Source organism: Dehalococcoidia bacterium, from assembly GCA_025054935.1.
Taxonomy (GTDB): Bacteria; Chloroflexota; Dehalococcoidia; order SpSt-223; family SpSt-223; genus JANWZD01.
In genome coordinates, this window is sequence record JANWZD010000001.1 from 99,455 (window position 1) to 120,344 (window position 20,890).

Below are 20,890 nucleotides of genomic sequence, written 5' to 3' on the forward strand. Positions count from 1 at the left end.
CGCTCCGCTCATCCGACACGCTCTCTGCGCGCTCTCGGCCGGCCGCCGGCGGTCAGTCGTGGTAGGAAAACGCGGGCTGCCGGCGGTATTCGGCGAGCGTGATCCCCCGTTGATCGCGCGCCGAGAGGATCGGCTGCGCGATCGGCCACGGAATTGCCAGCTCAGGGTCGTTCCACGCGATCGTCCCCTCGGCTTCGGGGGCGTAGTAGCCGGTGCACCGATACTCAACGTCGGCGACCTCGGAGAGCACGGCGAACCCATGGCCGAAGCCGACAGGGATATACACTTGGCGGAGCGTTTCATCGTCGAGCTGGACGGCCGTCCATCGACCGAAGGTGGGCGCGCCGAAGCGCAGGTCGACAATGACATCCCAGATGGCGCCGCGCGTGCAGCGAACCAGTTTCCCCATCGGCGCCCGCATATCCTGGTAGTGGATGCCTCGGAGGACACCGCGCCGGGAGCGGGAATGATTGTCTTGGACGAAGTCGGTGGGCAGCCCGAGCTCGGCAAAGAGCGAACGACGGTACGTCTCGATAAAGAACCCTCGGTCGTCGCGAAAATAGTCGACTTCGATAATGACGACCCCGTCAAGCGATGTCGGGATGACCGTCGTTCGCACGATCCCTCGCCGTCATGGTGTGGGCGCTCGAGATGGCGAGCAGAGGCCTAGCCGGAGGTGCGGCTGATGCCGACGTCACTGAGCCAAGCGCTGAGGTCGAAATCGACGATGACCCATCGCCCGTCCTGCTGGATGAGGCGCAGATCGACGCGGCTTCGCGCCTCGCCGATATCCGAGCGTTCGTAGTCGAAGGAGAACGTCAGCCGTGCCGGCTCGCCAGCCTGCCAGAAGAGGACGCGGAACGACCGCGCCCGCGTCGACTGGAAGGCGGCTGCCGCGCCCTCAAGCTTGCGCGTGAAGGGAGTTGGCGCGCTCACCGCCGCAACATCCCGCGCCGCTTCGCTGAGGTCGCCGCGGGCGAGCGCCGTCAGAAAGCGCCGGCCGACTGCCACCACCTCCTCGGGTGCCTGGATGGTCGGCCGCGCGCTGATTGAAGTCGCTGGAAGCGCCGTCGGCTGCCCTGCGGTGACGGCAATCGTCTGTGCCCGAGGCTCGGCATTCGGCAGCAGCGAGCGCGCGACAAGCGCTCCCGCAATCATCGCGATAACGAGCCCCTGCCCGAGTACGAGACGCGCCCGGGCACTCCGGCGCTCATTTCCGCCGCTCTCCTCATCTTGCCATCGATGCATCGGCCCCCCGCGGTTCGCTAAGCATACTGTTCTCGCGCTCGTTCCACAACTGCCGCGAAGGCGCTGGCCCCCGCCGCTCGCCGTCAGGCGGTTCTTGCTACACTGGCTGGACGTGGAGGAGCTTATGCAGCAGAAGAACCTCGTTATGACCGACGCGCTCTATGACTACCTTCGGTCAGTTGCTCTTCGGGAGCCAGCGGTCGCGCAGCGCCTGCGCGCCGAGACTGCCCGACTGCCGATGGCGATCATGCAGATCCCTCCCGAGCAGGGACAGTTCATGGCCCTCCTCGTCCGCCTGATCGGCGCGAAGCGGTGCCTCGAGATCGGGACGTTCACCGGCTACAGCGCGCTCGCGGTGGCGCAGGCGCTTCCAGCGGATGGACGGCTGATCTGCTGTGACATCAGCGAGGAGTGGACCGCGATTGCCCGGCGCTACTGGCAGGAGGCGGGCGTTGCCGACAAGATCGATCTCCGGCTTGCTCCTGCCCAGGAGACGCTCTCTGCCCTGATCGCTGGCGGCGAAGCAGGAACGTTCGATTTTGTCTTCATCGACGCCGACAAGACCGGCTACGATGCCTACTACGAAGCTGCCCTCACGCTGCTCCGGCCGGGCGGGCTGATTGTCCTCGATAACATGTTCATGGGGGGCCGCGTGGCGGACCCAACTGCTGCCGGCGACGGCGTCGAGGCAGTGCGCCGCCTTAACGCCAAGCTGCGCGACGACCCCCGGGTTGAGATCGCGATGCTCCCGCTGGCGGACGGCGTCACCCTGGCGATGAAGCGCTGAACTCCCATCTAGAAGAAAGCGGCGGACGAAAGGCTGCTCCCGCGCGAGGGGGCAGCTCGCAGCCTTCGTTTCGTTGTCGGAACTCTCCGAACGCTCTCGTCGTTTCCCTCCCACGAACGATGTCGCTGAGCAGAGAGACGTCCTGCGGGCTGAGCAGGAGGAAGCTGCGAGGCATGCCGATCGCTCAGCATGGTCACGACGGCGGCGACGTGGTTGCGATGCGCGCGTTCCTCCTCGCGCTCCATTCGTTGAGGAAGAGGCCGGGCATCGGTTGCGCGGCCCAAGAAGGGAGGAAAAAGAATATGAAGCGCCTGCCGCCCCTGCTGAGTTGGATCGTTCTCGCGCTCGCTTCTGCTCTTGCCGGGATCGCGTTCCTCCAGCCGTGGAGCGCGCTCGCTTCCCCGTCTGGGATCACGCTGCTGGCGACGGCAACCTCCGATTTCACCTACCAAGGCCGGCTGACCAACGCGCTCGGCCAGCCGGTGCCGAACGGCAACTACTCGATGACGTTCCGGCTCTACGACAGCGCCACGGCCGCAACGCCGCTGGCGACCGCGACCGCGAACCCGACGGTGACGAACGGTCTTTTCGTCGTCAGCCTGAGCGGCTTTGCCGGCCACGTGGACGGCAAGGACCTCTATATCGGCGTCCAAGTCGGCGGCGACCCCGAGCTGTCCCCCCGCCAGCGGATCACGCCGGTTCCCTACGCGCTCAGCCTCCGGCCCGGGGCGGTCATCTCCGACAGCATCACGACCAACATCTTTTGTCTGTTGGGATCGCTCTGTCCGCCGAGGGCAGTGCTGAACGTCCGCAACACCAGCACCAATCCCCCAGACCCCTTCATCACCGCCGGCGCGGCGATCGCCGGCCGCGGCAACCAAGGCATCGGCGTCTGGGGCGGCTCGGAGACGAGCAGCGGCGTCGTCGGCGAGACGCTGAGCACCGCTCCGGGCACGGCAGCGGTTGCCGGCTTCGGCCCGACGGGCGGCAACGCCTTCTACGCCGGCGGCAGCGGCAAGATCGCCAGCGAGGCGACGACGACGATCTTCATCAACGGCGCGAGCTTCGTGAAGGACCAGAGCATCGACACAACGCGTTGGAATATCCAGATTAACGGCGGCGCGCAGATCTTCTCAGGTGCCCCAGCTGGAGGCACACGACTTGTATACTATCCCCTCAACCTGCCTTCTCGCCTTTACGGCACCAACGCAACCATTGAGCGGGTTCGCATTCACTACCGAGTGTCAAACGCAGCTCAGGGCTACATTCAGCAAACATTTCTTTATCGCGGCTCCGCCAGCGGCGGGTTTCTCTCGTTGGCCTCGGATATCACCGATCGGGCATCGACCTCATATACGAGCTACACCCTGACGCCGACCGGCAACAACGTGCTTCCTGCCGACGCGGGCGCGGTGCTGCTCTTCTACCTCGCTTTCACGAACGATGCCCACTATGTCGAGATCGTCGGCATCTCGGTCGACCTGAAGTACATCTAGGAGGCGGCGATGAAGATTCGGCTTGGCATTGCGGCGCTGCTTCTTGCCGCCGCCGTCTTCCGCCTCGGCGCGCTTGCCGACCCCGCCGGCGCAGCCGCCTACTTCGTCCAGGGCAGCGCCGCCTGGCTCTGGGCGGTCGTCAGCGGCGGGGGCGGCGTCTCGACCGGAACGGCCGGCGGCCAGCCGGCGAGCCTCTACGGCGTCATCGGCCAGCCCATCGTCGGGCGGACGAGCGGCGCGTGGACGGTCGACGCCGGCTTCCTGATCGCGGCCGAGCAGCCGTTCTACTACCTGCCGTTCACTTCGCGCGGCGTCTCGGCCGATTAGGGCCGGCGTCCTGCGCCCTCGCTCCGGCCGCCGGGCTGCCGTCCCTCTCCCGCACGGCGGAGAGGAGAAGGGCAGCTCGGCTACGATTCCGGGAGAGAACGGCGGGGAGGAGCACGCATGACGCTGGAGCGCGGGACAACGCTGGCGGCAGGGTCGGCGATCGGCGAGGGCAGCGACTGGGCGGCCGCTACCGACGAGGCGATCCGGCGCGCCAAGGCGGAACTCGGCGAGCGCCCGGTTGACCTGGCGCTGCTCTTCATCTCTGCAGCGTGGGAGGCGCACGCTGCTTCGATCCTCGCCCGGGTGCGGGCAGCCACCGGCGCCGCTGTCCTCGCCGGCTGCAGCGGTCAAGCGATCATCGGGCGCCGCCGCGAGGTGGAAGACGCCCCCGCGATCTCTCTCCTCCTGCTGGGGCTGCCCGGCGGGACCGTGTGGCCGGCCCATGTCACGCAGCCGGACCTCGCTGAGCTTGAGCTGCCGATTGATTGGATTCGGGCTGTCGGCGCGCCCCGGCCTGCCATCAATGCGTGGCTGGTCTTCGCCGACCCGTTCCGGCTTGATGTCGAGCACCTGCTCGAGCGGCTGGCGGCGGCGTACCCCGACACGCCGATCGTCGGCGGGCTCGCGAGCGGCAACCCGCGCACGCCGGCAACGCAGGTCTTCCTCAACGACCGGGTCTACCGCGAAGGCGCTGTCCTCGTCGGACTGGGCGGCGCGGTGACCGTCCAGACGGTAGTCGCTCAGGGCTGCCAGCCGATCGGCCGGCCGTGGACGATCACGAACGCTGAGGGAAATGTCATCGCCGAAATCGGCGGCCGCCCCGCGCTCGATGTCTTGATCGAGACGGTGCAGGCGCTCAGCCCAGAGGACCAGCTCCGCGCGCGGCGCAATCTGCTCGTCGGACTTGCGATCGATGAATATCGGACCGAATTCGAGCGGGGGGATTTCCTCATCCGCAATCTGTTGGGGATCGATACGCGGGCGGGGACGATCGCCATCGGAGCGCAGCCGCGCATCGGCCAAACGATCCAGTTTCAGCTGCGCGATGCAGCGGCGGCGGATGAAGACCTCCGGCAGCTGCTCGACGCGGCGCGCGACCGGCTGAGCGGCGAACTGCCCGTCGCGGCTCTGCTCTGCTCCTGCAACGGCCGCGGCCGCGACCTGTTCGGTGTTCCTGACCACGATGCGCAGGCCGTTGCGGACCACCTTGCGCCGGTTCCGCTCGCCGGCTTCTTCTGCAACGGCGAGATCGGCCCCATCGGCGGCAAGCCGTTTCTCCACGGCTTTACCGCCAGTCTCGCGCTGTTTGTCCCGCGCTCTGCTCGCTCCTAGCCGCAGTTCCGCGCTCCCTCTGATGCCGTCCTGCCGTCCGCGGCACTGGCGGGCGAGCCGGAAAGCACCCAGCCGGCTGTGCGATGGGACCCCTCGTCAGCTCCAGCGATGGGCCAGCGCGCCGCATGCTGCGGCCGCCCGAGGACGCTGCCGTCAACGGGAGGGCCGAGCGCGCTGTCGAGAGAGGGAGTGGAAGGGTTATTTGAAGCAGACGCGCATCGGTTGGCCGGGGCTCGGCTGCCAGTCCTCGATCACCTCGGGGAACACCCGTCGAAGCTGGGCCCCGAAATCGCGGTAGACGAAATCGACCGAATACGGCTCGCCGTTGTAGTCTGCGTCGAAGTCCCGGGCGTAGTCTGCCCAGTCCGGCTTCCCGTTCGGGTCGCGGTTGGGGAAGTCCACGACGATAAAGACGCCGCCGGGCCGGAGCACGCGATAGGCCTCCGCAATCACGCGGTCGGCGATGTCGCGCGGGATCTCATGGAAGAGGATGTAGGCAAAGACAAGGTCGAACCAGTTGTCGGGGAACTTCGTGTCCTCTGCCAGCCGCTGCTTGACATGGATTTCGATCCCCATCTCGACCGCCCGCTTATGGGCGTAGCGCACCATCGGGGCGGCGGCGTCGATGCCGATCACTTCCGCGTCAGGGAACCGCTCCTTCAGCGCGGTCGTTGTCTGGCCGATCGTGCAGCCGAGGTCAAGGATGCGCCGGACGACGCCGTCGCGCGGGGTGGGGAGCAGGGCCACCATCCGGCGATGCAGCTCGTCGTTATCGCTCGCGCCGAGGGTGAAGATCTTGAACCCGTAGTGGTAGATGTAGCCGGCGAGTGGGTCGCGGTGGTAGCTGCCCGGCTGGATATGAAAAGCGACGCGGTCGTAGTACTCCGGGTAGCGGAAGGAGGGGTCGATCTCGATCGTCCCCGGTCCCTGCTTCTCAGCGCGGTCGAGCGCGGCGACCAGTTCTGCTTCTCGCTTCCGGTAGGTCGCGATGATGCCGTTCCACATCATCTCCTGATGGGAGCGCATCAGTCGGTTGCGCAATTTGACCGGCAGCGTCGCTTCGAGAGCGGCGCGATAGGTCGCGCGGTCGGCACGCCGCCCAGTCGCCTGCTCCCACGCGGCAACCGCCGAGGTTCCCGCCGCAATTGCAGCCGCGCGATGCTCGCGCAGGGTGTGGCCGCGCAGGCTTTCGACGAAGTCGAGATAGCTTTCGTCCTCGAGTTCTGTTGCGGCGGGCATCGTTCCGCGCCATCCTCGGTCGACCATGGACTCCTCCTTCGCGCCGAGACTAGACAGAGTATAAAGCGTCCGCTCATCTTGCTCTGAGTTCGGAGAGACCTGCAGTTCGGAATGGCGGCGATGCGGCGGCGCAGCGTCTCGCTCGGGGCGGGGAGATCCGGCTACACGGCGGCGCGTCCCCTCCCCGCCTAAATGTCATCGTCGGTTGCGGGCGAGCCCTTGGTAGCTCGCATAGCCGAGAGAAACGCAGGCGACCGCGAGCGCGCCGCCGAGAGCGGTAAAGATGGTCTGGAGCCGGAGCGCGTTCGGGTCAGTCGTTCCTCCGCCACCGAGGGTGATGCGCAGGTACGGCTCTTCAACCGGCTTGAGAGAAATACGGCCATCGAGCAGGGAGTCCGGCGCGCGCGCCGGCGCGGCTGGCGATGGGGGAGAAAGGACGAGAACGAGCGCGAGCGCTGCTGCCGCCAGCGCGGCCGTCCCGCCGACGGCGGCGCCCCAGCCGGCACGGCGCTGGCGCTCCCACGCCGGCACAGGCCGGCTTCGCCAGCGCCAGATGAAGGTGGAGAACCAGATCGCGAGGGCGAGAAAGTTCAGCCACGTGCCGAGCAGCATCAGCCGCTCCATTGTCGCCCACTCCGCGAGGGGCCGCGGCAGCCACTCCGGGGTGTACTGCGCGATCAGGCTCGGCATCTGCGGTTCGAGGATCGGGTCGTGCATCGCGAGGTTGCCGAACATCGTCAGCGTCAGAATGAGAAAGACCGCAAACAGCCGTGCGCTCGCCGGCCAGCACATCGCCAGCATCGGAAAGACGAGAAAGGCGTGGTTCTCATGGATCTGGGTGGAGAAGAGGAAGAACCAGAGGCTCATGAAGCCCGCGGCGGAGAAGAGCGTTTCGCGGTCGCCATCGCCGAGCGTCTTCATCAGCGCCGCGGTGTAGCCGATGAGCAGCAGGACGAAGCCGACTGTCTGGTAGCTGAAAGGCCCGAGGAAGATCGCGCTGTCGGCCTTGAACAGTCCCGGCTGCCCGAGGATCAGCCACCAGAGATTGTGGGCGTTCGCGGTGACGACCGGCATGACGCGGGAAAAGTTGACGAAGACCGATGCCATCTCCCAGCCCCGGCCCGCGGCGATATACGGCCAGAGGAGGGCGACAGCCGTCACGAGAAAAAAGACGCCGCCGCTGAGCACCTTGCCGAAGCCATGCCGCCGCCAGGTGAACAGCAGCAGCACCGGCAGGTAGATCCACGCTTGCGGCTTCGCGAGCGCAGCGAGGGCGAACGCGGCCCACCCTAACTCGGGCCAGCGGCCGAGCAAAAGGAGCAGTCCGACGACGGCGAAGAAGCTGTGGTAGGAGTCGGGCTGGGCCCAGTAGACAAGGTCAAAGAGCACGGCAGGGTTGGCGGCGTAGAAGAGCGAGGCGGCGATCGCGGCGAGGTGGCCTTTCCAGCGCACGGTCGACCAGTAGATCACCGCCGTCAGCAGGCCGTGAAAGAGCACGACCGGCGCGCGCACGACGGCTTCAAACCAGTGGCCATCCGTTGGCCAGAGGGGCTGGAGCAGCGGCGGCGGTGCCGGCATCGCCGCGATCAGCTGAGCGACGAGGTAGTAAAAGTACGGGCTGAGCGGCGGGTAGATGATGTACTGCGCGGGGAACAGCCCCGCGTAGGCGGCCTCGACGCCGTTCGCCCCGAGCCAAGCGACCCAGAGGCGGAAATGCCCCATATCTTGCTCGGGGACACTCGGCAGCGGCATGAGGCGCACGGCGGGGTTCAAGGCAGCCCAGAAAATGATCGCGAAGAGCGGGACCTGCCAGATAATCGGCCAAATGACAACGCGTACCGCTCGCCACATGCCGCGCCCGAGGACGCCGGCAGCAAGGCGCGCCGTTTCCCCGAGGGAGCGGGAGGAGCGCGGGAAGGGAAGCGTGAGGGCCATCAGCTTCGCGCGGCGGGGGCGACGCGGCGGCGGCCGCGCTGGCCGAGCCGCGGGTCGAGCCAGCTCCGCACCCGGTAGCCTAGCGTCAGCGCGATCATGTTCAGTCCGACGGCGACCGCCTTGCGGAACGAGCCGGTGATCTTCGACTCACCGAGGCGGCCGCGGTAATTGACTGGGATCTCGATCACGCGCAGGTGCTGGAGCAGTGCGAGGATTACCATCTCGGGCAGAAAATGCGACCCGCCGACAGTGAGGCGGGGACGAATGCGCTCGAGCGCCGGCGCGCGGATGAGGCGGAGCGTGCAGCCGCAATCGGAAAGGCTCGGGCCATCGAACAGCCACTGGATCAGTTTGGCTACCGCCACGTTGCCGACGCGCAGAAACCAGCCCATATTCGCTTCTTGCCAGATCAGCTCCCGCGTGGTCCGGGTGCCGAGGACGAGATCGAAATCGTCAGCGTAGGCGAGCAGCTTGATAACATCTGCGCCGGCGAAAGTGCCGTCCGGTTCGGCGAGGATGATCAGGTCGGCCGCCGCTTCGGCGAGCCCGCGCTGGAGCGCGAAGCCGTAGCCTTGCCGCTCCTCATGGACGACCCGCGCTCCCGCTTCCCGTGCCAGTTCGGCGGTCCCGTCGCGCGAATTGTTGTCCACCACCAGCACCTCATCGACATAGCCGGAAGCGAGAAAATCGCGCACGGCAAGCTGAATGCCCGCCGCTTCGTTATATGCCGGAAAGACGACCGTGACTCGCTGGCCACGCCACATGATTACCTCTTGCGGACAGCAACGACATTGTGGGCTGCCAGGGCGCGGAGGAGCGGCGTGCGCTCGAGGAGCGCTTCTACCCGCGCTCCTAGGGGCACGAGCGGCGCGGGGAGAAAATCGGGCATGAACCCGAGGCGGTGGACTTCGACCTGGGCGCTGCGCGGCAGCGGCGCGAGCAGCTCGCGGAGCGGGATCAACCGCTCTGAGCCGTCGTCTTGCGGGACGCGCTTCATCAAGATCGGCCAATAGGGGTTGAGCGGGTTGTGATCCCAGAGAACGGTGAGGCCGCCGGGCTTCGTGACGCGCACCATCTCGCGGATTGTAGTGGCGACCCGGGCCGGCTCAACGACGTGATGGAGCAGGGCGACGCAGATCACGACGTCGAAGCGATTGTCAGGAAAGGGGAGCTCATCAGACCGCCCGCCGACAACGACTGCGTCGCACCGGTTGCGGAAGATGTCCAGCATCCCGATCGAGGCGTCACAGCCGTAAACACGGTAGCCTTCGGCGGCAAAAGCGGCCGCCAGATGTCCCGTGCCGCAGCCGACGTCGAGGAGGTCGCCCTGCGGCTGGCGCGCTTTGACGAACCCGAGCCGCTTGCGTCGGTAGTGATCCATGACATGCTTCGGCAGCGTGTCGTCGTAATGGCGAGCGACTGCGTCGTAGAGGAGGGTGGTCCGCTCTACCCCATCGCCGCTCAGCAGATACGGAATGCCGCGCACAATCGGGTAGACCGCGAGGCAGCCGCCGCAGCGGATCGTGGCACCTTCTTGGACAAGCGCAGAGCGGCACTCTGGACAGGCAAGGCTGCCCAGCTCGCGTATCTGATGGACCTCTTCCCGGGAGCTCATCTCGCCGGCATGATACCAAACTGCGTCGTGCTGCCGGTATCTCTCGCCCGCCAGTGCGCGAGCGCCTTCACGCGCTCCCTGCTCTTCCGCGCTGTCGCTCGCTCAGGAGCGGATGAGCGGCGGGCCCAGTCCCCCCCGCCGTGGAGGGTGGTCCAGCTTGGGGCGGCAAGAGCAGCGGGCGAGCGTATGGCTGCGTTACGGGAAGGCGCGTTCGGCCTTAACGCTTAGCAGGCGCCTGCTCGAGCTGAAACGACTTGAGCGTCAGCCCGAACCTATAGTTCAATAGAAAATCGAAATAGTTCTACTCCACCTTCGAGCTTCGCTCTGCCTCGTGCCGCGAAGCAGCCGCCGCGTCAAGAAGCAGTCAGGAGAAGGAGGAAGCGGTGAACCGTGACCCTGGGCGCGAAATCCTCAATTACGTCTATCGACGAATGCGGATCGACGCGGAGTGGTGTCAGTGGGGCGAGCGGGGCTTTACGTGGTGGGGGTCTCTGCTCTCCCAGACAGTGTGGGCGGAGCCGCCGCAGTATCGCATCGACCGGGAGATCACGCGGCTTCACTGTCGGATGCCCCTTCTTCGGAACGTGAAAGAGACTCCCCAGTTGAGGGAGATGCTCGACTTGGCAAACGGGACGGCGACCCTGAGTGCCTTGGATTGGCATGCCGAGACCGGCACGATTGCGCTCCACGCCTCAGTCTACGCCCACACCGAGAACGTCCATTGGCTCCAAGAGCTGTTTACCAACGCAGTCGCGCTGCAGGCAGCAGAGTCTTCGGAGATCGCCCTAGTTCTCTTGAAGGTTCTTGGTGGCGAATTGGCTGTTTCGGCGCATCCGACCTCGGGAATCCGCGAAATTCCCGACGGCATGATGTCAGCGATCAAAACGGCCTATCTTCCTGGCGGGGGCGACAAGCCGGTCGATCTTACGCTGGGGTTCGATCTAATTGAGCGTGAGTACTTGATCCCCAGTCTTCTGCCGTATTCTCGCTCTGACGGCGTAGTCGTAGCGCCCATACCGCTGGATGACCGGCAATCGACGTTTGTACCGCTGCAGATCGACGGCAGAGACCCACACCCAAGAGTAGGCTACGGCGCATGGTTCATCCTGAAGTTCCCACAGAAATACGACCGGCTCGACCCAATCCGCCTGAATCGCCTAGAAATCGAGGAACAGACAAGCGCCCATTTATTAGGAGGGTGGGCGCGCAGCCCGGAGGGACGAATTACCTTTGTCAGTTTCCTGCCGGCGCTGATTTGCTTCCCAATCTTCTTCGATGCACTCTTCCTTCGGTCGCTCAATCGCGCGGAATGGCTCCATAAGAAACTGGGCCGGCGATCGAAGCGCTCGCCGGCGTAGCTGCTGCGCGGGTCGGCCTCTCGGGCACTGCCGCGGGCGACGGCGGCCCTGCGCGCAAAGGGCCCGACCTCGCCCCCGGCGCCGACCGCACCGCGCATAACACCGGCGGCATCGCTCCCGGGGGCGCTCTCCGCCCCAGACAGGGCGGGGCGCCTTGCTCCCCTCTCTGGAGCGGCAGGAGCAGAGATGAACGCCGCGCGCCGGTCGCTCTGAAATCGAAGAGAGGGGCGAGTGTCCCGGAGAAGAGAGCGATCTCGGTAAAGAACTGGAGCGGGAGACGAGGTTCGAACTCGCGACATCCTGCTTGGAAGGCAGGCGCTCTACCACTGAGCTACTCCCGCGCACGTCCAATTGTACCGTCTCGGCGCGGAGGAGGGTAGACTGGCAAGCGATGACGTATCGCATCCGTCCGGCAGAGCCAGCGGATGTTCCCGCGATCGTTCGGCTCATCCAAGGGTTGGCAGAGTACGAAGGGCTGCCAGCGGCGCCGGATGAATGCCGGCTGCGCGAGCATCTCTTCGGCGATCGCCCCTGGGTCGAGGCGCTCGTCGCGGAAGAGGGCGGGCAGGTCGTCGGCTTTGCGCTCTTCTTCTCGACCTACTCCACCTTCTTGACCCAGCCGGGCATCTACCTCGAAGACCTCTACGTTGAGCCGCGCCACCGTCGGCGAGGCATCGGGAGAGCGCTCTTGAGTCGGGTTGCAGCGATTGCGGTGGCGCGCGGCTGCGCTCGCCTCGAGTGGGCTGTGCTCCGCTGGAATGCGCCGGCGATCGCGTTCTACGACAGGCTCGGGGCAGTGCCGCTCGACGAGTGGCAGATCCGTCGGCTGAGCGGCGAGGCGCTGCACCGTGTCGCTGCGCTCGACGGAGAAGGCGGCGCTTAGAAAGACCGCGCGACGAGGGCGTCGACGAGCGCGATGAGTGCCGCTTTGGCGTCGCCGTCCGGGATCGGGTCGAGGGCGGCAATCGCTTTCCGGCTGAACTCTTGGGCGACGGCGAGGCTCTCTTCGATCACCCCAGTCTCGCGGATAAGCGCCACCGTCGCCGCGATCGCCTGTTCGCTTCGGTCGCTTTCGAACAGCTCCTTGATCGGGTTGCGGTCGGGCAGGCGCTCCATCAGCAGCAGCGCCGGCAGGGTAACCGTGCCGTTCCGGAGGTCGCTCGCCGCCGGCTTGCCCAGCTCCGCTTCATCGCCGATATAGTCCAAGACGTCGTCGACGATCTGAAACGCCATGCCGAGGTTATACCCATAATCGCGCAGCGCAGCGATCTCCCTGGGCGACGCTTCGGCAAGCGTCGCGCCGGACTCGGTCGAGGTGGAGAAGACCGAGGCGGTTTTGCCGTTGATCCGGTGGTAATACTCGTCGCGGCTCTGCTTCCAGTTGAAGCTCGAAAACAGCTGATGGAGCTCCCCATCGCAGATAGTCATCAGCGTTCGCGCGAACAGGGTCATCACGCGAACATTTTCGGTCTCAGCAACGAGATCGGCGGACTTCGCGAAGAGGTAGTCGCCCACCAGCACGGCCGCGCCGCGGCTGACAAAGCTGTTGAGCGTCGACTGGCCGCGGCGGGTCGTCGCGTCATCCACCATGTCATCGTGGACGAGCGTGGCAGTATGCAGCAGTTCCATCGCGCTCGCCATAGGGATGAGGCGGTGGAGGTTCGCTTCGTAGGCAAACGGCCGACCCGCGAGCAGGGTGAGCGCCGGTCGAAGCTTCTTGCCCGACTTGTTCAGCACGTGGCCGATCAGGTCGGCAAGCAGCGGAAACGGCACATTTTTCACACTTTGGAGCGTTCGATCGACAGCCGGCAGCTCAGCCGCAATCGGGCCGAACAGGTCGGCGAGCGCGCGGCGGTCGGTCATTCGGGGATGTTGAACAGCCGACGGGCGGTCGTCGCGGTACATGCAGCCACCTCCTCGAGCGGCGCGTCTTTCAACTCGGCGATCCGGGCCGCCACCTCGGCAACCCAGGCAGGTTCGTTGCGTTTGCCGCGAATGGCTTGCGGTGCGAGATAGGGCGCATCAGTTTCCGTGAGCAGCCGGTCGAGCGGGACCGCCCGCACGACCTCAGCGAGCGCAGTCGCCTTGGGATAGGTCACGGGGCCGGCAATCGAGATCGCCATGCCGAGCGCGACCCCTTCCGCGGCCTCGGCAAGCGTGCCGGAGAAGCAGTGCAGCATCCCCCGCTGGCTCGCGGCGCCGCGCTCCCGCCAGGCGCGCAGGGTTGCCAGCACTGCGGGATAGGCGTCCCGCGCATGAATGCAGACGGGGAGCCCAAGCTCGGCAGCAAGGTCGAGCTGCTGCTCAAACCACCGCTGCTGCACCTCGCGCGGCGCCCAGTCTCGGTAGTAGTCGAGCCCGATCTCGCCGATGGCGACGACTTTCGGGTGCGCCGCGAGCCGCCGCAGTTCATCGAGGTCGTCTGCGCGGGCGCGGGCTGTCTCGTTCGGATGGATGCCGACAGCTGCCCAGACGATGGGGAACTGCTCGGCGAGCGCTACGGCCGCTCGGCTGCTTGCGATATCGACGCCGCAGCTGACAATCGCTCTCACGCCGCCCTGTTCGGCGCGGCGGATCACGGCCGCGACATCATCGTACTGGGCATCGTCGAGGTGGGCGTGAGCGTCAACGAACATCCGCCGCCCCAAGCTTTGCTTGCTCTTCCTCGACGATCGATTCATCCAGCTTTTTGAAGAGCGGTATTGGCGTGCCAAGCTGCTGCCCGGCCGGGACATGCCCCGGACGGAAGCCGTTTGCCTCCAGCGGCTCGCTGAAGCCCAGCATCTCGTGGAGCCGCGCCGAACTGAAGGGAAGGTAGGGCGCGAGGAGCACCTTCAGGGCATTGATCGCTTGGAGGGCCGTGTAGAGCGCTCGCGCCGCGTGCTGCCGGTCGCTCTTGATGGCGTTCCAAGGTGCCTGCTCGTCGAGGTAGCGGTTTGTCTCTTGCGCAAGCGCCATCGCCTCGCGCAGCCCGTCGCGCAGCCGAACGGCAGCGATCGCCTCGTCGACGGCGGCGAAGGCGCTCTCGATGCGGGTGAGCAGGGCGAGGTCCGCCTCGCCGAGAGGGCCCGGCTCGGGCACGCGCCCTTCGAAGTTGCGGACGGTGAAGGTAAGCACCCGGTTGACAAGATTGCCGTAGGTGGCGACCAGTTCGTCGTTGTTCCGCCGCCAGAAGTCGCGCCAGGAGAAGTCGCCGTCGTTCGTTTCGGGAAGCACAGCCGCGACGTAGTAGCGGAGCTGGTCAGGGTCGTAGCGGTCGAGGACGTCGAGCACCCAGACTGCCCAGTTCTGGCTGGTGGAGATCTTGCGCCGCTCGAGGTTCATGAACTCGTTCGCCGGCACGTCGTAGGGCAGGACGAGGTCGCCGTACGCCATCAGCATGGCCGGCCAGATCATGGTGTGGAAAGGGATGTTGTCTTTGCCGATGAAGTAGTAGCTCTTCGCGCCGGGGCTCCACCAGCGCCGCCAGAGGTCGGGGTCGCCTTGGCGCACTGCCCATTCGATGCTGGCCGACAGATAGCCGATCACCGCTTCGAACCAGACGTAGATCCGCTTCTGCTCAAACCCCGGAACCGGCACCGGGACCCCCCATTCGATATCGCGCGTGATCGCCCGGTCGATCAGCCCCTCTTCGAGATAGCGGATGGTGAAATTGCGCACGTTCGGACGCCAATGCTCTTGGCGCCGCACCCACTCGAGCAGCGGCTCCCGATATTTCGAGAGGCGGAAGAAGAAGTGCTCGGTCGGGCGGATCTCCGGCTTGCCTTGGGAGAGGACGCTCCGCATGTCGATCAGCTGGGTCGGCTCGAGTTGGCGGCCGCAGTTCTCGCACTGATCGCCGCGCGCGCGCGGATAGCTGCAGTAGGGGCAGGTGCCCTCGACGTAGCGGTCGGGGAGGAAGCGGCGCGCCACCGGGTCGTAGATGCCGTTCTCGGTGCGCCGGTAGAGGTCATCTTGGGCGAGCAGCTTGTTGAAGATGCGGTGCACCACCTCGCGGTGGTTGTCGGTGCCTGTGGTCGTGAAGAGATCGAAGCGGATACCCAGCCGGTCCCACGTCTCCAGAAACATGGCGTGGTAGCGGGCAACGATTTCCGCCGGGGAGACCCCCTCCATCTCTGCCTTGACCGTGATCGGCGTGCCGTGCTGGTCGCTGCCCGACACCATGAGGACCGCGTTCCCTTTCAGCCGGTGAAACCGCGCGAAGATGTCCGCGGGGAGATAGCAGCCGGCAAGCTGACCAACATGCACGGGGCCATTCGCATATGGCCAAGCCACGCCGATGAAGATCGTCTCGCTCACGCTCTCTCCCTCGCGCCCAAGGCTCCCCCTACTGTACGGCAATCGCGCTGCCTGCTGCAGCGCGCGGAGTTTCAGTGAATTCTAACACGAATGAAAGCTCTTCTCGCAGGCGGCAGCCGTGCTCGCAAGCCGCTGCCGAGCGGGAGCGGCTACGGCGGCCGCACCTCGATGGTTCCGCCGGCGGCGACCACCCTTCCGCTTGCGCGCACCTCGATCGCTGCGCTCCCTGCCGATGCTTCTGGCAGCATCGCCACTGTGCGGTAGTCGGCGACGAGCTGGCCGACAGGGAGGCGGCCCGGGAGGGTCATCCTGCTCTCGCCTGACTGGCCGAGCAGGGTCTGGCCGCGGTCGTCGCTTCGGACCGCGATCACCTCAACCGGGGGAAGCGTTGGCTCCGGCGCAAGCAGCTGCCAGATCAGCGTAACGTCGACGGTCCCGCCGGGAGGCGCGCTCCTGCTGGCGATCAGGTAGCCGATGAGCCGCGCCCCCCCGGCCTCATAGGCTGCGGTGACGTCGAGTTCGAGATCCTCTGGCCGATAGGGGATGCGCGGCGGGGGAAAGTCGACGGTTGTCAGGGTGCCGGCTGCCGGCGGGCCGGCGTGATAGGCAACGACCTCGATCCGGAGCGGTCCGGGAAGAGTTCCCGGGCGCACGGGCAGGATAACGGCGTCGAGCGCTTCGTCGCCGGCCTTCCAGCGGCTTGTTCCCCAGTGGTCATTGGCAAGCAGCGGACGATCGACTTGGCCGACGAGCCGACCGGCACTGTCGAAGGCGCGGTAGGAGAGCCGTTCGTCGTTCCTGCCTGCTGCCAGCAGCCGCCAGCGCACGATCACGGCGAGATCGCGTCCGCTCCAAGTGGGGGCGACATCGAACGCGACTGCCTCGAGCCGGCCGCCGAGGATACACTGCGTCGGCGCGAGCGGCGGCAGCCGGAAATCCGCTGCCGGCGGGAGGTCGAAGCCGAGAAAGTCGAAGCCGCGCCGCTCTTCGCCGACCACATCCAGCCCGGCGCGGTTGAGGAGGAACGGCACAAGCCCTTTCGGGTCGGCGTCGATATGGGGTCCCTTCTCCCAGACGAACGTGTAGATCCGCCGACAGGCACGGCACAGTTGGGTCAGGGCGTCCGGCGTCTCGTTGTCGTCAATCCGGAGAAAGACGTACGGCGCCGGCCCGCGGTAGAGAAACTGGATCGACCGGTGCTGGTAGTTGCGGCTTGGCGGCCAGGCGTTGCTGATCGGCAGCAGGAAGAACACGCCGGGTTCGTGAGCGCGGGCATTCATCGCCGCCACCGCGTCGAAGGCCTCGCCGCTGCGCGCCGCCTGTGCCTCCGGGTGCTCCGCCCAGAACGCGAACGTACTCGCGGTGCCGACAGCGACGAGTAACACCAGCCCCACGCCCACGGCCGCTCCGGCCGGCCAGAGACGAGGCGCACGAGCAGTGACGAGGCGCAGCAGCGCCTCGAACCCGATTGCTGGGAAGAGAAAGGCGACCGGAATCATCGAGACCAATCGCGCCGTATTCGGGTTGTTGTCGTCGGAAAGGATGCCTGGCAGCAGCATTCCTCCCGCCCAGACCAGCACGAGGAGCGACTCCGGCCGGCGCGCCCGCGCCAGCAGCGCCACGGCGCCAATGACTGCAAGTGCGGCCACCGGCGGGTCGAAGATCGGCCGGCCCGGAAGGTTGTGATACCAGTTCGGGTCGCCCTGCCAGAGAAAGGCCCCGACCGCCTCGCGCGTCGTCCGCAGCAGAGCAAGCGGCACGCTCCCCTCCGGGATGCCCGGCCGGAAGACCGAAACATGGCTCGCTCGTCCGGTGAATGCTCCTGGGTCCTGCAGGTAGTACAGTCCGAGCGGCAGCCAGATCAGCGCGCTCACCGCGCCTGCGACCGCCATCCCGCGCCAATGACGGCGCAAGATTGGCTCGTTCCCGGCGAGTACCGCGTGCGCTGCGAGGAAGCCGACGAGGACGACGGGGAGCAGCCGAGCAGGAAGATAGCAATACAGCGTGACGCCGAGAGCAGCCCCGGCGGCGAAAAATCGGCCCCACGCTGGCGGCGCGGCGCTCCAGGCCCGCCAGAACAGCCAGACCGTAAGCGCAGCAAAGGGGGGAAGCGCAGCGTTCGGAATGGCCGTCCGGCTGATGACAAGCGGCCAAAACGTTGTGCCGACGAGTCCTGCGGCGAGCAGCGCGATCAGGGTCGCGCGCTGGCGACCGAGACTGTCGAAGAGGTCGCGCGCGAGCATGAAAGTGAGAGGCACCATGATGATGCCGAGCAGCATCATCGGCAGCCGCAGCGCCAGCGGCTCGCGGCCGAGCCAGGCGACGAAGGGGGCGATCAGATAGACATAGAGCGGTTCGCGATACGCTTCGCGGAAGTAGATCTGGAACTCGCCCGCCAGCACCCGCAGCGCGTCGGTTCCGGCCAGCCCTTCGTCATACTCGAGACCGTAGGGCCAGCCGGCGGCGTTCCAGAAGCGCAGCCAGGCGGCGATCGCGACGAACAGCGCTAGCACCAGCCACGGAGCGAGCCGTCTCGCCGCAGTCACCTTGCTGTCACCTCGACGGTGTGCTGGCCGGGGCCGAGCGGCGCCACCCACATCCAGCGCTTCCCGCCCGAGACGACGGTGGGGCCGTCGTAGACTGCCCCGTTCACGAGGACGCGCTCGCCCGCGGGGAGCGGCCCGACGCGCAGTGCCGTTGCGAGCGGCGTGCTCAGCTCGTACCGCAGGAGGTCGCCCCGGCGCGTTGCGCGGAGGTCGACCGCGCCGCCCGGCACCGGCCAAGCGGTCACCTCGAGACTTTCCCATGCGGCGGGCAGGCGGGGTAGGAGGCGAACGCCGCTTGGGCTGCGCTCGATGCCGGCAACCAGCGCGAGCGCCTTCAGCACTTCGGCTTGGTGGACGGCGTTGCCGAGGTCTCCCGTTCGGTACCAGCGCCGGCCGTCAGCCGAGACGGCGATCCCCTCGGGCACGAGGTACGGCGAGCGGCGCGCATCATAGCCGAGAGCGGCCAGCGTCTCGAGCAGCGTCGCGGCCGTCTCGAGATCGTCGAGCAAGAGCGCACTCTGCGCGAGAAATGCTTGTCCATAGCCGACGGCTCGGACGCAGGCGAAGTTGGGACACCGCCCGAGCTGACGTCGATAGGTGAGCTCGGCGATGGCGCGCTCCTCAGCGGTCAGTGAGGAGAGGTCGTAGTCCCCAATGTCGGCGGCGGTGAAGACGGGGGCGAGCGCTTCATGACCGTAACCCCAGTTCCAAGCGACCGATCGCCAGCCGTCGGGGTCGAGAAGCTGGCGATTGACCGCTGCGCGGATCCGCTCCGCAGCCGCCTCGAACCGCCGCGCCCGGTCGGGCTCGCCGATCGCCTCCATCAGCCGTGCAGCGGCGAGCAGGCTGCGCCAAGCGAGGGTGTTCGACAGCACATCGTAGCCGCCGTCGTTTGCGGCCTCCCCTTCGCCGTAGAGCAGCCCATCGCGGCTGCGCCAGCGCTCCGGCTGCTCAAGCTGGAGGAGGAACCATTCAGCGGCGTCGCGGACCGTGCCCGCATGACGCGCCAGCCACGCGTGGTCGCGGCTGCGCGCGTCCCAGGCCGCGGCATAGGCGAGGAGGAGCAGCCCCTGCGAGTCGTTCTCCCAGTTGCCGTCGCCGCGATGGTCGGCGTCGATGTAGAGCGGTTCGCCGAGCACAGTGGTCCAGCGCGGGGGCAGCCGCTCGCCGTCGCGGGCGTAGCGCGGATAGCCGTTCGGCAGGTCGTACAGGCGGTCGCCGGCGAAGACCAGCGCCCGCTCGACCGCCTCTGCCTCGCCCCAGCGCAGCAGTTCGAGCGCCGCGCGTCCGAGGTCGCGCGCCCAGACCTGGTCGGCGAAGGAGCCGGCGCCGTCGCGCCAGGCGCCGACGCCCTGGTAGCTGCCGTAGTTCGGCGCCCGCGGCGTCGAGGTGCGGAAGGGGCGGTCGGTGGCGAACTTGCCCGCCAAATCGGCGCGGTTAGCGCGCCAGACCCCGGTCAGCAGCGCGCCCGATCCGCCGAGGCGCAGGTCCGGTCGGCTCGGCTCGGGGAGCGGAGCCGGGCTTCGCGGGCGCTCGCTGGGGGCGAGGGTCGCGGCCAGCGGTGCCACCTCGTCCATCCAGCGGCGGTCGGCAAGGTCGCGGGGCGTCACCGGGCGGGGGGCTGGCGCCGGTCCACGCTCCAGTGGCAGCGCGCCGGCGATGCGGTCGCGCGAGCGGACGGAGATGGCGGCGATGATCGGCACGCCCTGCTTCGCCGGGCTGTCGATGAGGACGAGCGCCGCGATCGGCTCGGGCCGGGGAACGATCTCCCACGAGAAGAGTGCTGTCGGATGGTCGGCTAGGACGAGGCGCAGCGCCGCGTCGCGCGCTGCCCGCGCCGCCGGGTCGTCGAACGGCTGCGGGAACGGCCCGCCCCAGCGCTCGGACGAGAGATGCGTCCGCCACCAGAGGGTCCAGCCGAAGATGAGCGGCACGCGGTCGACAATGCCGCTGGCGTAGCGGATTTCGATCGCCCCTGCCTCTTCGCCGACAAACTGCCGGTCGCCGGTGTCGCCCTGCACTTCGTAGTCCCGCCACCAGCCGATGCCGTGGTCATAGCTGCTCAGCCCGCCGAGGAGAGCGATCCGGTCTGCGGCGACATTGAGGGGAAGCGCGCGCTCGCTGTTGTGGATGAGCGGCACGTGGCCGATGCGGAAGCCGGCGGGGGCGCCGTTGGGAGCGGCTAGCCGCTGGCTCCACCAGCCGGCGCGGCCGCGCTCGACCCGCAGTTCCAGCCGGTACGTGCCTCGGTCGCCCGTCGGCGTGTCGAGATCGAGCCAGCGGCGGTCCTCGATTTCGTCGAAGGTCTGCTCGGCGACAGTGCGACCGCTGGCGTGGTCGACCAGCCGCAGCCGCACTCCAGCCGCCCCGCCGTCGGTCGCCACGAGCAGCCCAGCGCGCCGAAACGGCTCGGCGGCCGTGAACCGCATCGCCAGCGTCTCTCCGGGGCCGACAAGGGCGGGCTCATCCTCGTCAGAGAACTGCACCCGTCGGGCGCCGGTCGGCAATGTCAGCCGGAGGGTCCGCAAAACAAGCGCCTCAGGGCTGCCGTTCCGCTCCGCGAGCGTCTCCTCCGGCAGGACGAGCGCCTGCCAGCGGGGCGCCCCGTCGCCGGCCGGCAGCAGCGGGAGCAGCAGAGTGAGCACCAGAGCGAGGCGCCGGCCCATCGCCCGGAGGATAGGGGAATCGAGGAAGCGCGGCTATCGGGG

At 67.3% G+C, this 20,890-nt stretch carries 17 protein-coding genes and 1 tRNA gene; 6 read left to right on the forward strand and 12 right to left on the reverse strand.

The window, feature by feature from the left end:
- Positions 1-52: 52 nt before the first annotated feature.
- Both rfbC and NZ773_00420 read right to left on the reverse strand, forming a co-directional pair.
- Positions 53-619, reverse strand: a complete 567-nt coding sequence (gene rfbC, locus NZ773_00415; GenBank protein ID MCS6800396.1) for a dTDP-4-dehydrorhamnose 3,5-epimerase — start codon at positions 617-619, stop codon at positions 53-55.
- Between the two features lie 47 nt (positions 620-666).
- On the reverse strand, positions 667-1,248 hold the full coding sequence (locus tag NZ773_00420) for a hypothetical protein (GenBank protein MCS6800397.1): 582 nt from the start codon (positions 1,246-1,248) through the stop codon (positions 667-669).
- A 124-nt stretch (positions 1,249-1,372) separates the two neighbouring features.
- Between NZ773_00420 and NZ773_00425 the strand changes: the two genes are divergently transcribed.
- From NZ773_00425 to NZ773_00440, 4 genes are all read left to right on the forward strand, one after another.
- Positions 1,373-2,035, forward strand: coding sequence for a class I SAM-dependent methyltransferase (locus NZ773_00425; protein ID MCS6800398.1), 663 nt, complete (start codon positions 1,373-1,375; stop codon positions 2,033-2,035).
- 302 nt (positions 2,036-2,337) lie between these two features.
- A complete protein-coding gene (locus tag NZ773_00430) occupies positions 2,338-3,531 on the forward strand; it encodes a hypothetical protein (protein ID MCS6800399.1) in 1,194 nt (397 codons plus the stop codon).
- A 9-nt stretch (positions 3,532-3,540) separates the two neighbouring features.
- Entirely contained in the window at positions 3,541-3,858 is a 318-nt protein-coding gene (locus NZ773_00435) for a hypothetical protein (protein MCS6800400.1), read from the forward strand.
- Between the two features lie 117 nt (positions 3,859-3,975).
- Positions 3,976-5,190, forward strand: a complete 1,215-nt coding sequence (locus NZ773_00440) for an FIST C-terminal domain-containing protein (protein ID MCS6800401.1) — start codon at positions 3,976-3,978, stop codon at positions 5,188-5,190.
- 198 nt (positions 5,191-5,388) lie between these two features.
- Here the strand turns inward: NZ773_00440 and NZ773_00445 are convergent, their stop codons facing one another.
- The 4 genes from NZ773_00445 to NZ773_00460 form a co-directional block, all read right to left on the reverse strand.
- The gene (locus NZ773_00445) at positions 5,389-6,456 is read right to left on the reverse strand and encodes a class I SAM-dependent methyltransferase (GenBank protein ID MCS6800402.1); all 1,068 of its coding nucleotides are present in this window, start codon (positions 6,454-6,456) and stop codon (positions 5,389-5,391) included.
- 168 nt (positions 6,457-6,624) lie between these two features.
- Positions 6,625-8,364: a hypothetical protein gene (locus NZ773_00450; protein ID MCS6800403.1), complete on the reverse strand. Its 1,740-nt coding sequence runs from the start codon at positions 8,362-8,364 to the stop codon at positions 6,625-6,627.
- Complete coding sequence (locus NZ773_00455) at positions 8,364-9,128, reverse strand: glycosyltransferase family 2 protein (protein MCS6800404.1); 765 nt, start codon at positions 9,126-9,128, stop codon at positions 8,364-8,366. Before NZ773_00455 ends, NZ773_00450 begins: the two co-directional genes overlap by 1 nt.
- Before the next feature lie 2 nt (positions 9,129-9,130).
- Complete coding sequence (locus NZ773_00460) at positions 9,131-9,979, reverse strand: methyltransferase domain-containing protein (GenBank protein ID MCS6800405.1); 849 nt, start codon at positions 9,977-9,979, stop codon at positions 9,131-9,133.
- Positions 9,980-10,362: 383 nt separating this feature from the next.
- On the opposite strand from NZ773_00460, the gene NZ773_00465 reads away from it, so the two are divergent.
- Positions 10,363-11,337: a hypothetical protein gene (locus NZ773_00465; protein MCS6800406.1), complete on the forward strand. Its 975-nt coding sequence runs from the start codon at positions 10,363-10,365 to the stop codon at positions 11,335-11,337.
- A 266-nt stretch (positions 11,338-11,603) separates the two neighbouring features.
- Here NZ773_00465 and NZ773_00470 read toward each other — a convergent pair.
- Positions 11,604-11,678: transfer RNA gene (locus tag NZ773_00470), tRNA-Gly, on the reverse strand.
- Here NZ773_00470 and NZ773_00475 point away from each other — a divergent pair.
- Entirely contained in the window at positions 11,642-12,220 is a 579-nt protein-coding gene (locus NZ773_00475) for a GNAT family N-acetyltransferase (GenBank protein ID MCS6800407.1), read from the forward strand. The genes NZ773_00470 and NZ773_00475 overlap by 37 nt on opposite strands.
- On the opposite strand, the gene NZ773_00480 is transcribed toward NZ773_00475, so the two are convergent.
- The 5 genes from NZ773_00480 to NZ773_00500 form a co-directional block, all read right to left on the reverse strand.
- Positions 12,217-13,200: a polyprenyl synthetase family protein gene (locus NZ773_00480; protein MCS6800408.1), complete on the reverse strand. Its 984-nt coding sequence runs from the start codon at positions 13,198-13,200 to the stop codon at positions 12,217-12,219. The two genes, NZ773_00475 and NZ773_00480, sit on opposite strands and share 4 nt — an antisense overlap.
- Positions 13,197-13,973 (reverse strand): TatD family hydrolase, encoded by a 777-nt coding sequence (locus NZ773_00485; GenBank protein ID MCS6800409.1) that lies wholly within the window; start codon positions 13,971-13,973, stop codon positions 13,197-13,199. Before NZ773_00485 ends, NZ773_00480 begins: the two co-directional genes overlap by 4 nt.
- Positions 13,963-15,636, reverse strand: coding sequence for a methionine--tRNA ligase (metG, locus tag NZ773_00490; protein ID MCS6800410.1), 1,674 nt, complete (start codon positions 15,634-15,636; stop codon positions 13,963-13,965). The genes NZ773_00485 and metG overlap by 11 nt, the downstream gene beginning before the upstream one ends.
- A gap of 149 nt (positions 15,637-15,785) precedes the next feature.
- Positions 15,786-18,182 (reverse strand): glycosyltransferase family 39 protein, encoded by a 2,397-nt coding sequence (locus NZ773_00495; GenBank protein MCS6800411.1) that lies wholly within the window; start codon positions 18,180-18,182, stop codon positions 15,786-15,788.
- Positions 18,179-20,848 carry a hypothetical protein gene (locus NZ773_00500; GenBank protein ID MCS6800412.1) on the reverse strand — a complete coding sequence of 890 codons (2,670 nt, stop codon included), beginning with the start codon at positions 20,846-20,848 and terminating at the stop codon, positions 18,179-18,181. Before NZ773_00500 ends, NZ773_00495 begins: the two co-directional genes overlap by 4 nt.
- Positions 20,849-20,890 lie beyond the last annotated feature (42 nt).

Coding starts and splice junctions, on each gene's coding strand:
- NZ773_00460 (MCS6800405.1), bottom strand. CDS start 9,979: ATGAGCTCCCGGGAAGAGGTCCATCAGATACGCGAGCTGGGCAGCCTT.
- NZ773_00435 (MCS6800400.1), top strand. CDS start 3,541: ATGAAGATTCGGCTTGGCATTGCGGCGCTGCTTCTTGCCGCCGCCGTC.
- NZ773_00440 (MCS6800401.1), top strand. CDS start 3,976: ATGACGCTGGAGCGCGGGACAACGCTGGCGGCAGGGTCGGCGATCGGC.
- NZ773_00450 (MCS6800403.1), bottom strand. CDS start 8,364: ATGGCCCTCACGCTTCCCTTCCCGCGCTCCTCCCGCTCCCTCGGGGAA.
- NZ773_00430 (MCS6800399.1), top strand. CDS start 2,338: ATGAAGCGCCTGCCGCCCCTGCTGAGTTGGATCGTTCTCGCGCTCGCT.
- NZ773_00500 (MCS6800412.1), bottom strand. CDS start 20,848: ATGGGCCGGCGCCTCGCTCTGGTGCTCACTCTGCTGCTCCCGCTGCTG.
- NZ773_00445 (MCS6800402.1), bottom strand. CDS start 6,456: ATGGTCGACCGAGGATGGCGCGGAACGATGCCCGCCGCAACAGAACTC.
- NZ773_00455 (MCS6800404.1), bottom strand. CDS start 9,128: ATGTGGCGTGGCCAGCGAGTCACGGTCGTCTTTCCGGCATATAACGAA.
- NZ773_00420 (MCS6800397.1), bottom strand. CDS start 1,248: ATGCATCGATGGCAAGATGAGGAGAGCGGCGGAAATGAGCGCCGGAGT.
- NZ773_00480 (MCS6800408.1), bottom strand. CDS start 13,200: ATGACCGACCGCCGCGCGCTCGCCGACCTGTTCGGCCCGATTGCGGCT.
- NZ773_00485 (MCS6800409.1), bottom strand. CDS start 13,973: ATGTTCGTTGACGCTCACGCCCACCTCGACGATGCCCAGTACGATGAT.
- NZ773_00425 (MCS6800398.1), top strand. CDS start 1,373: ATGCAGCAGAAGAACCTCGTTATGACCGACGCGCTCTATGACTACCTT.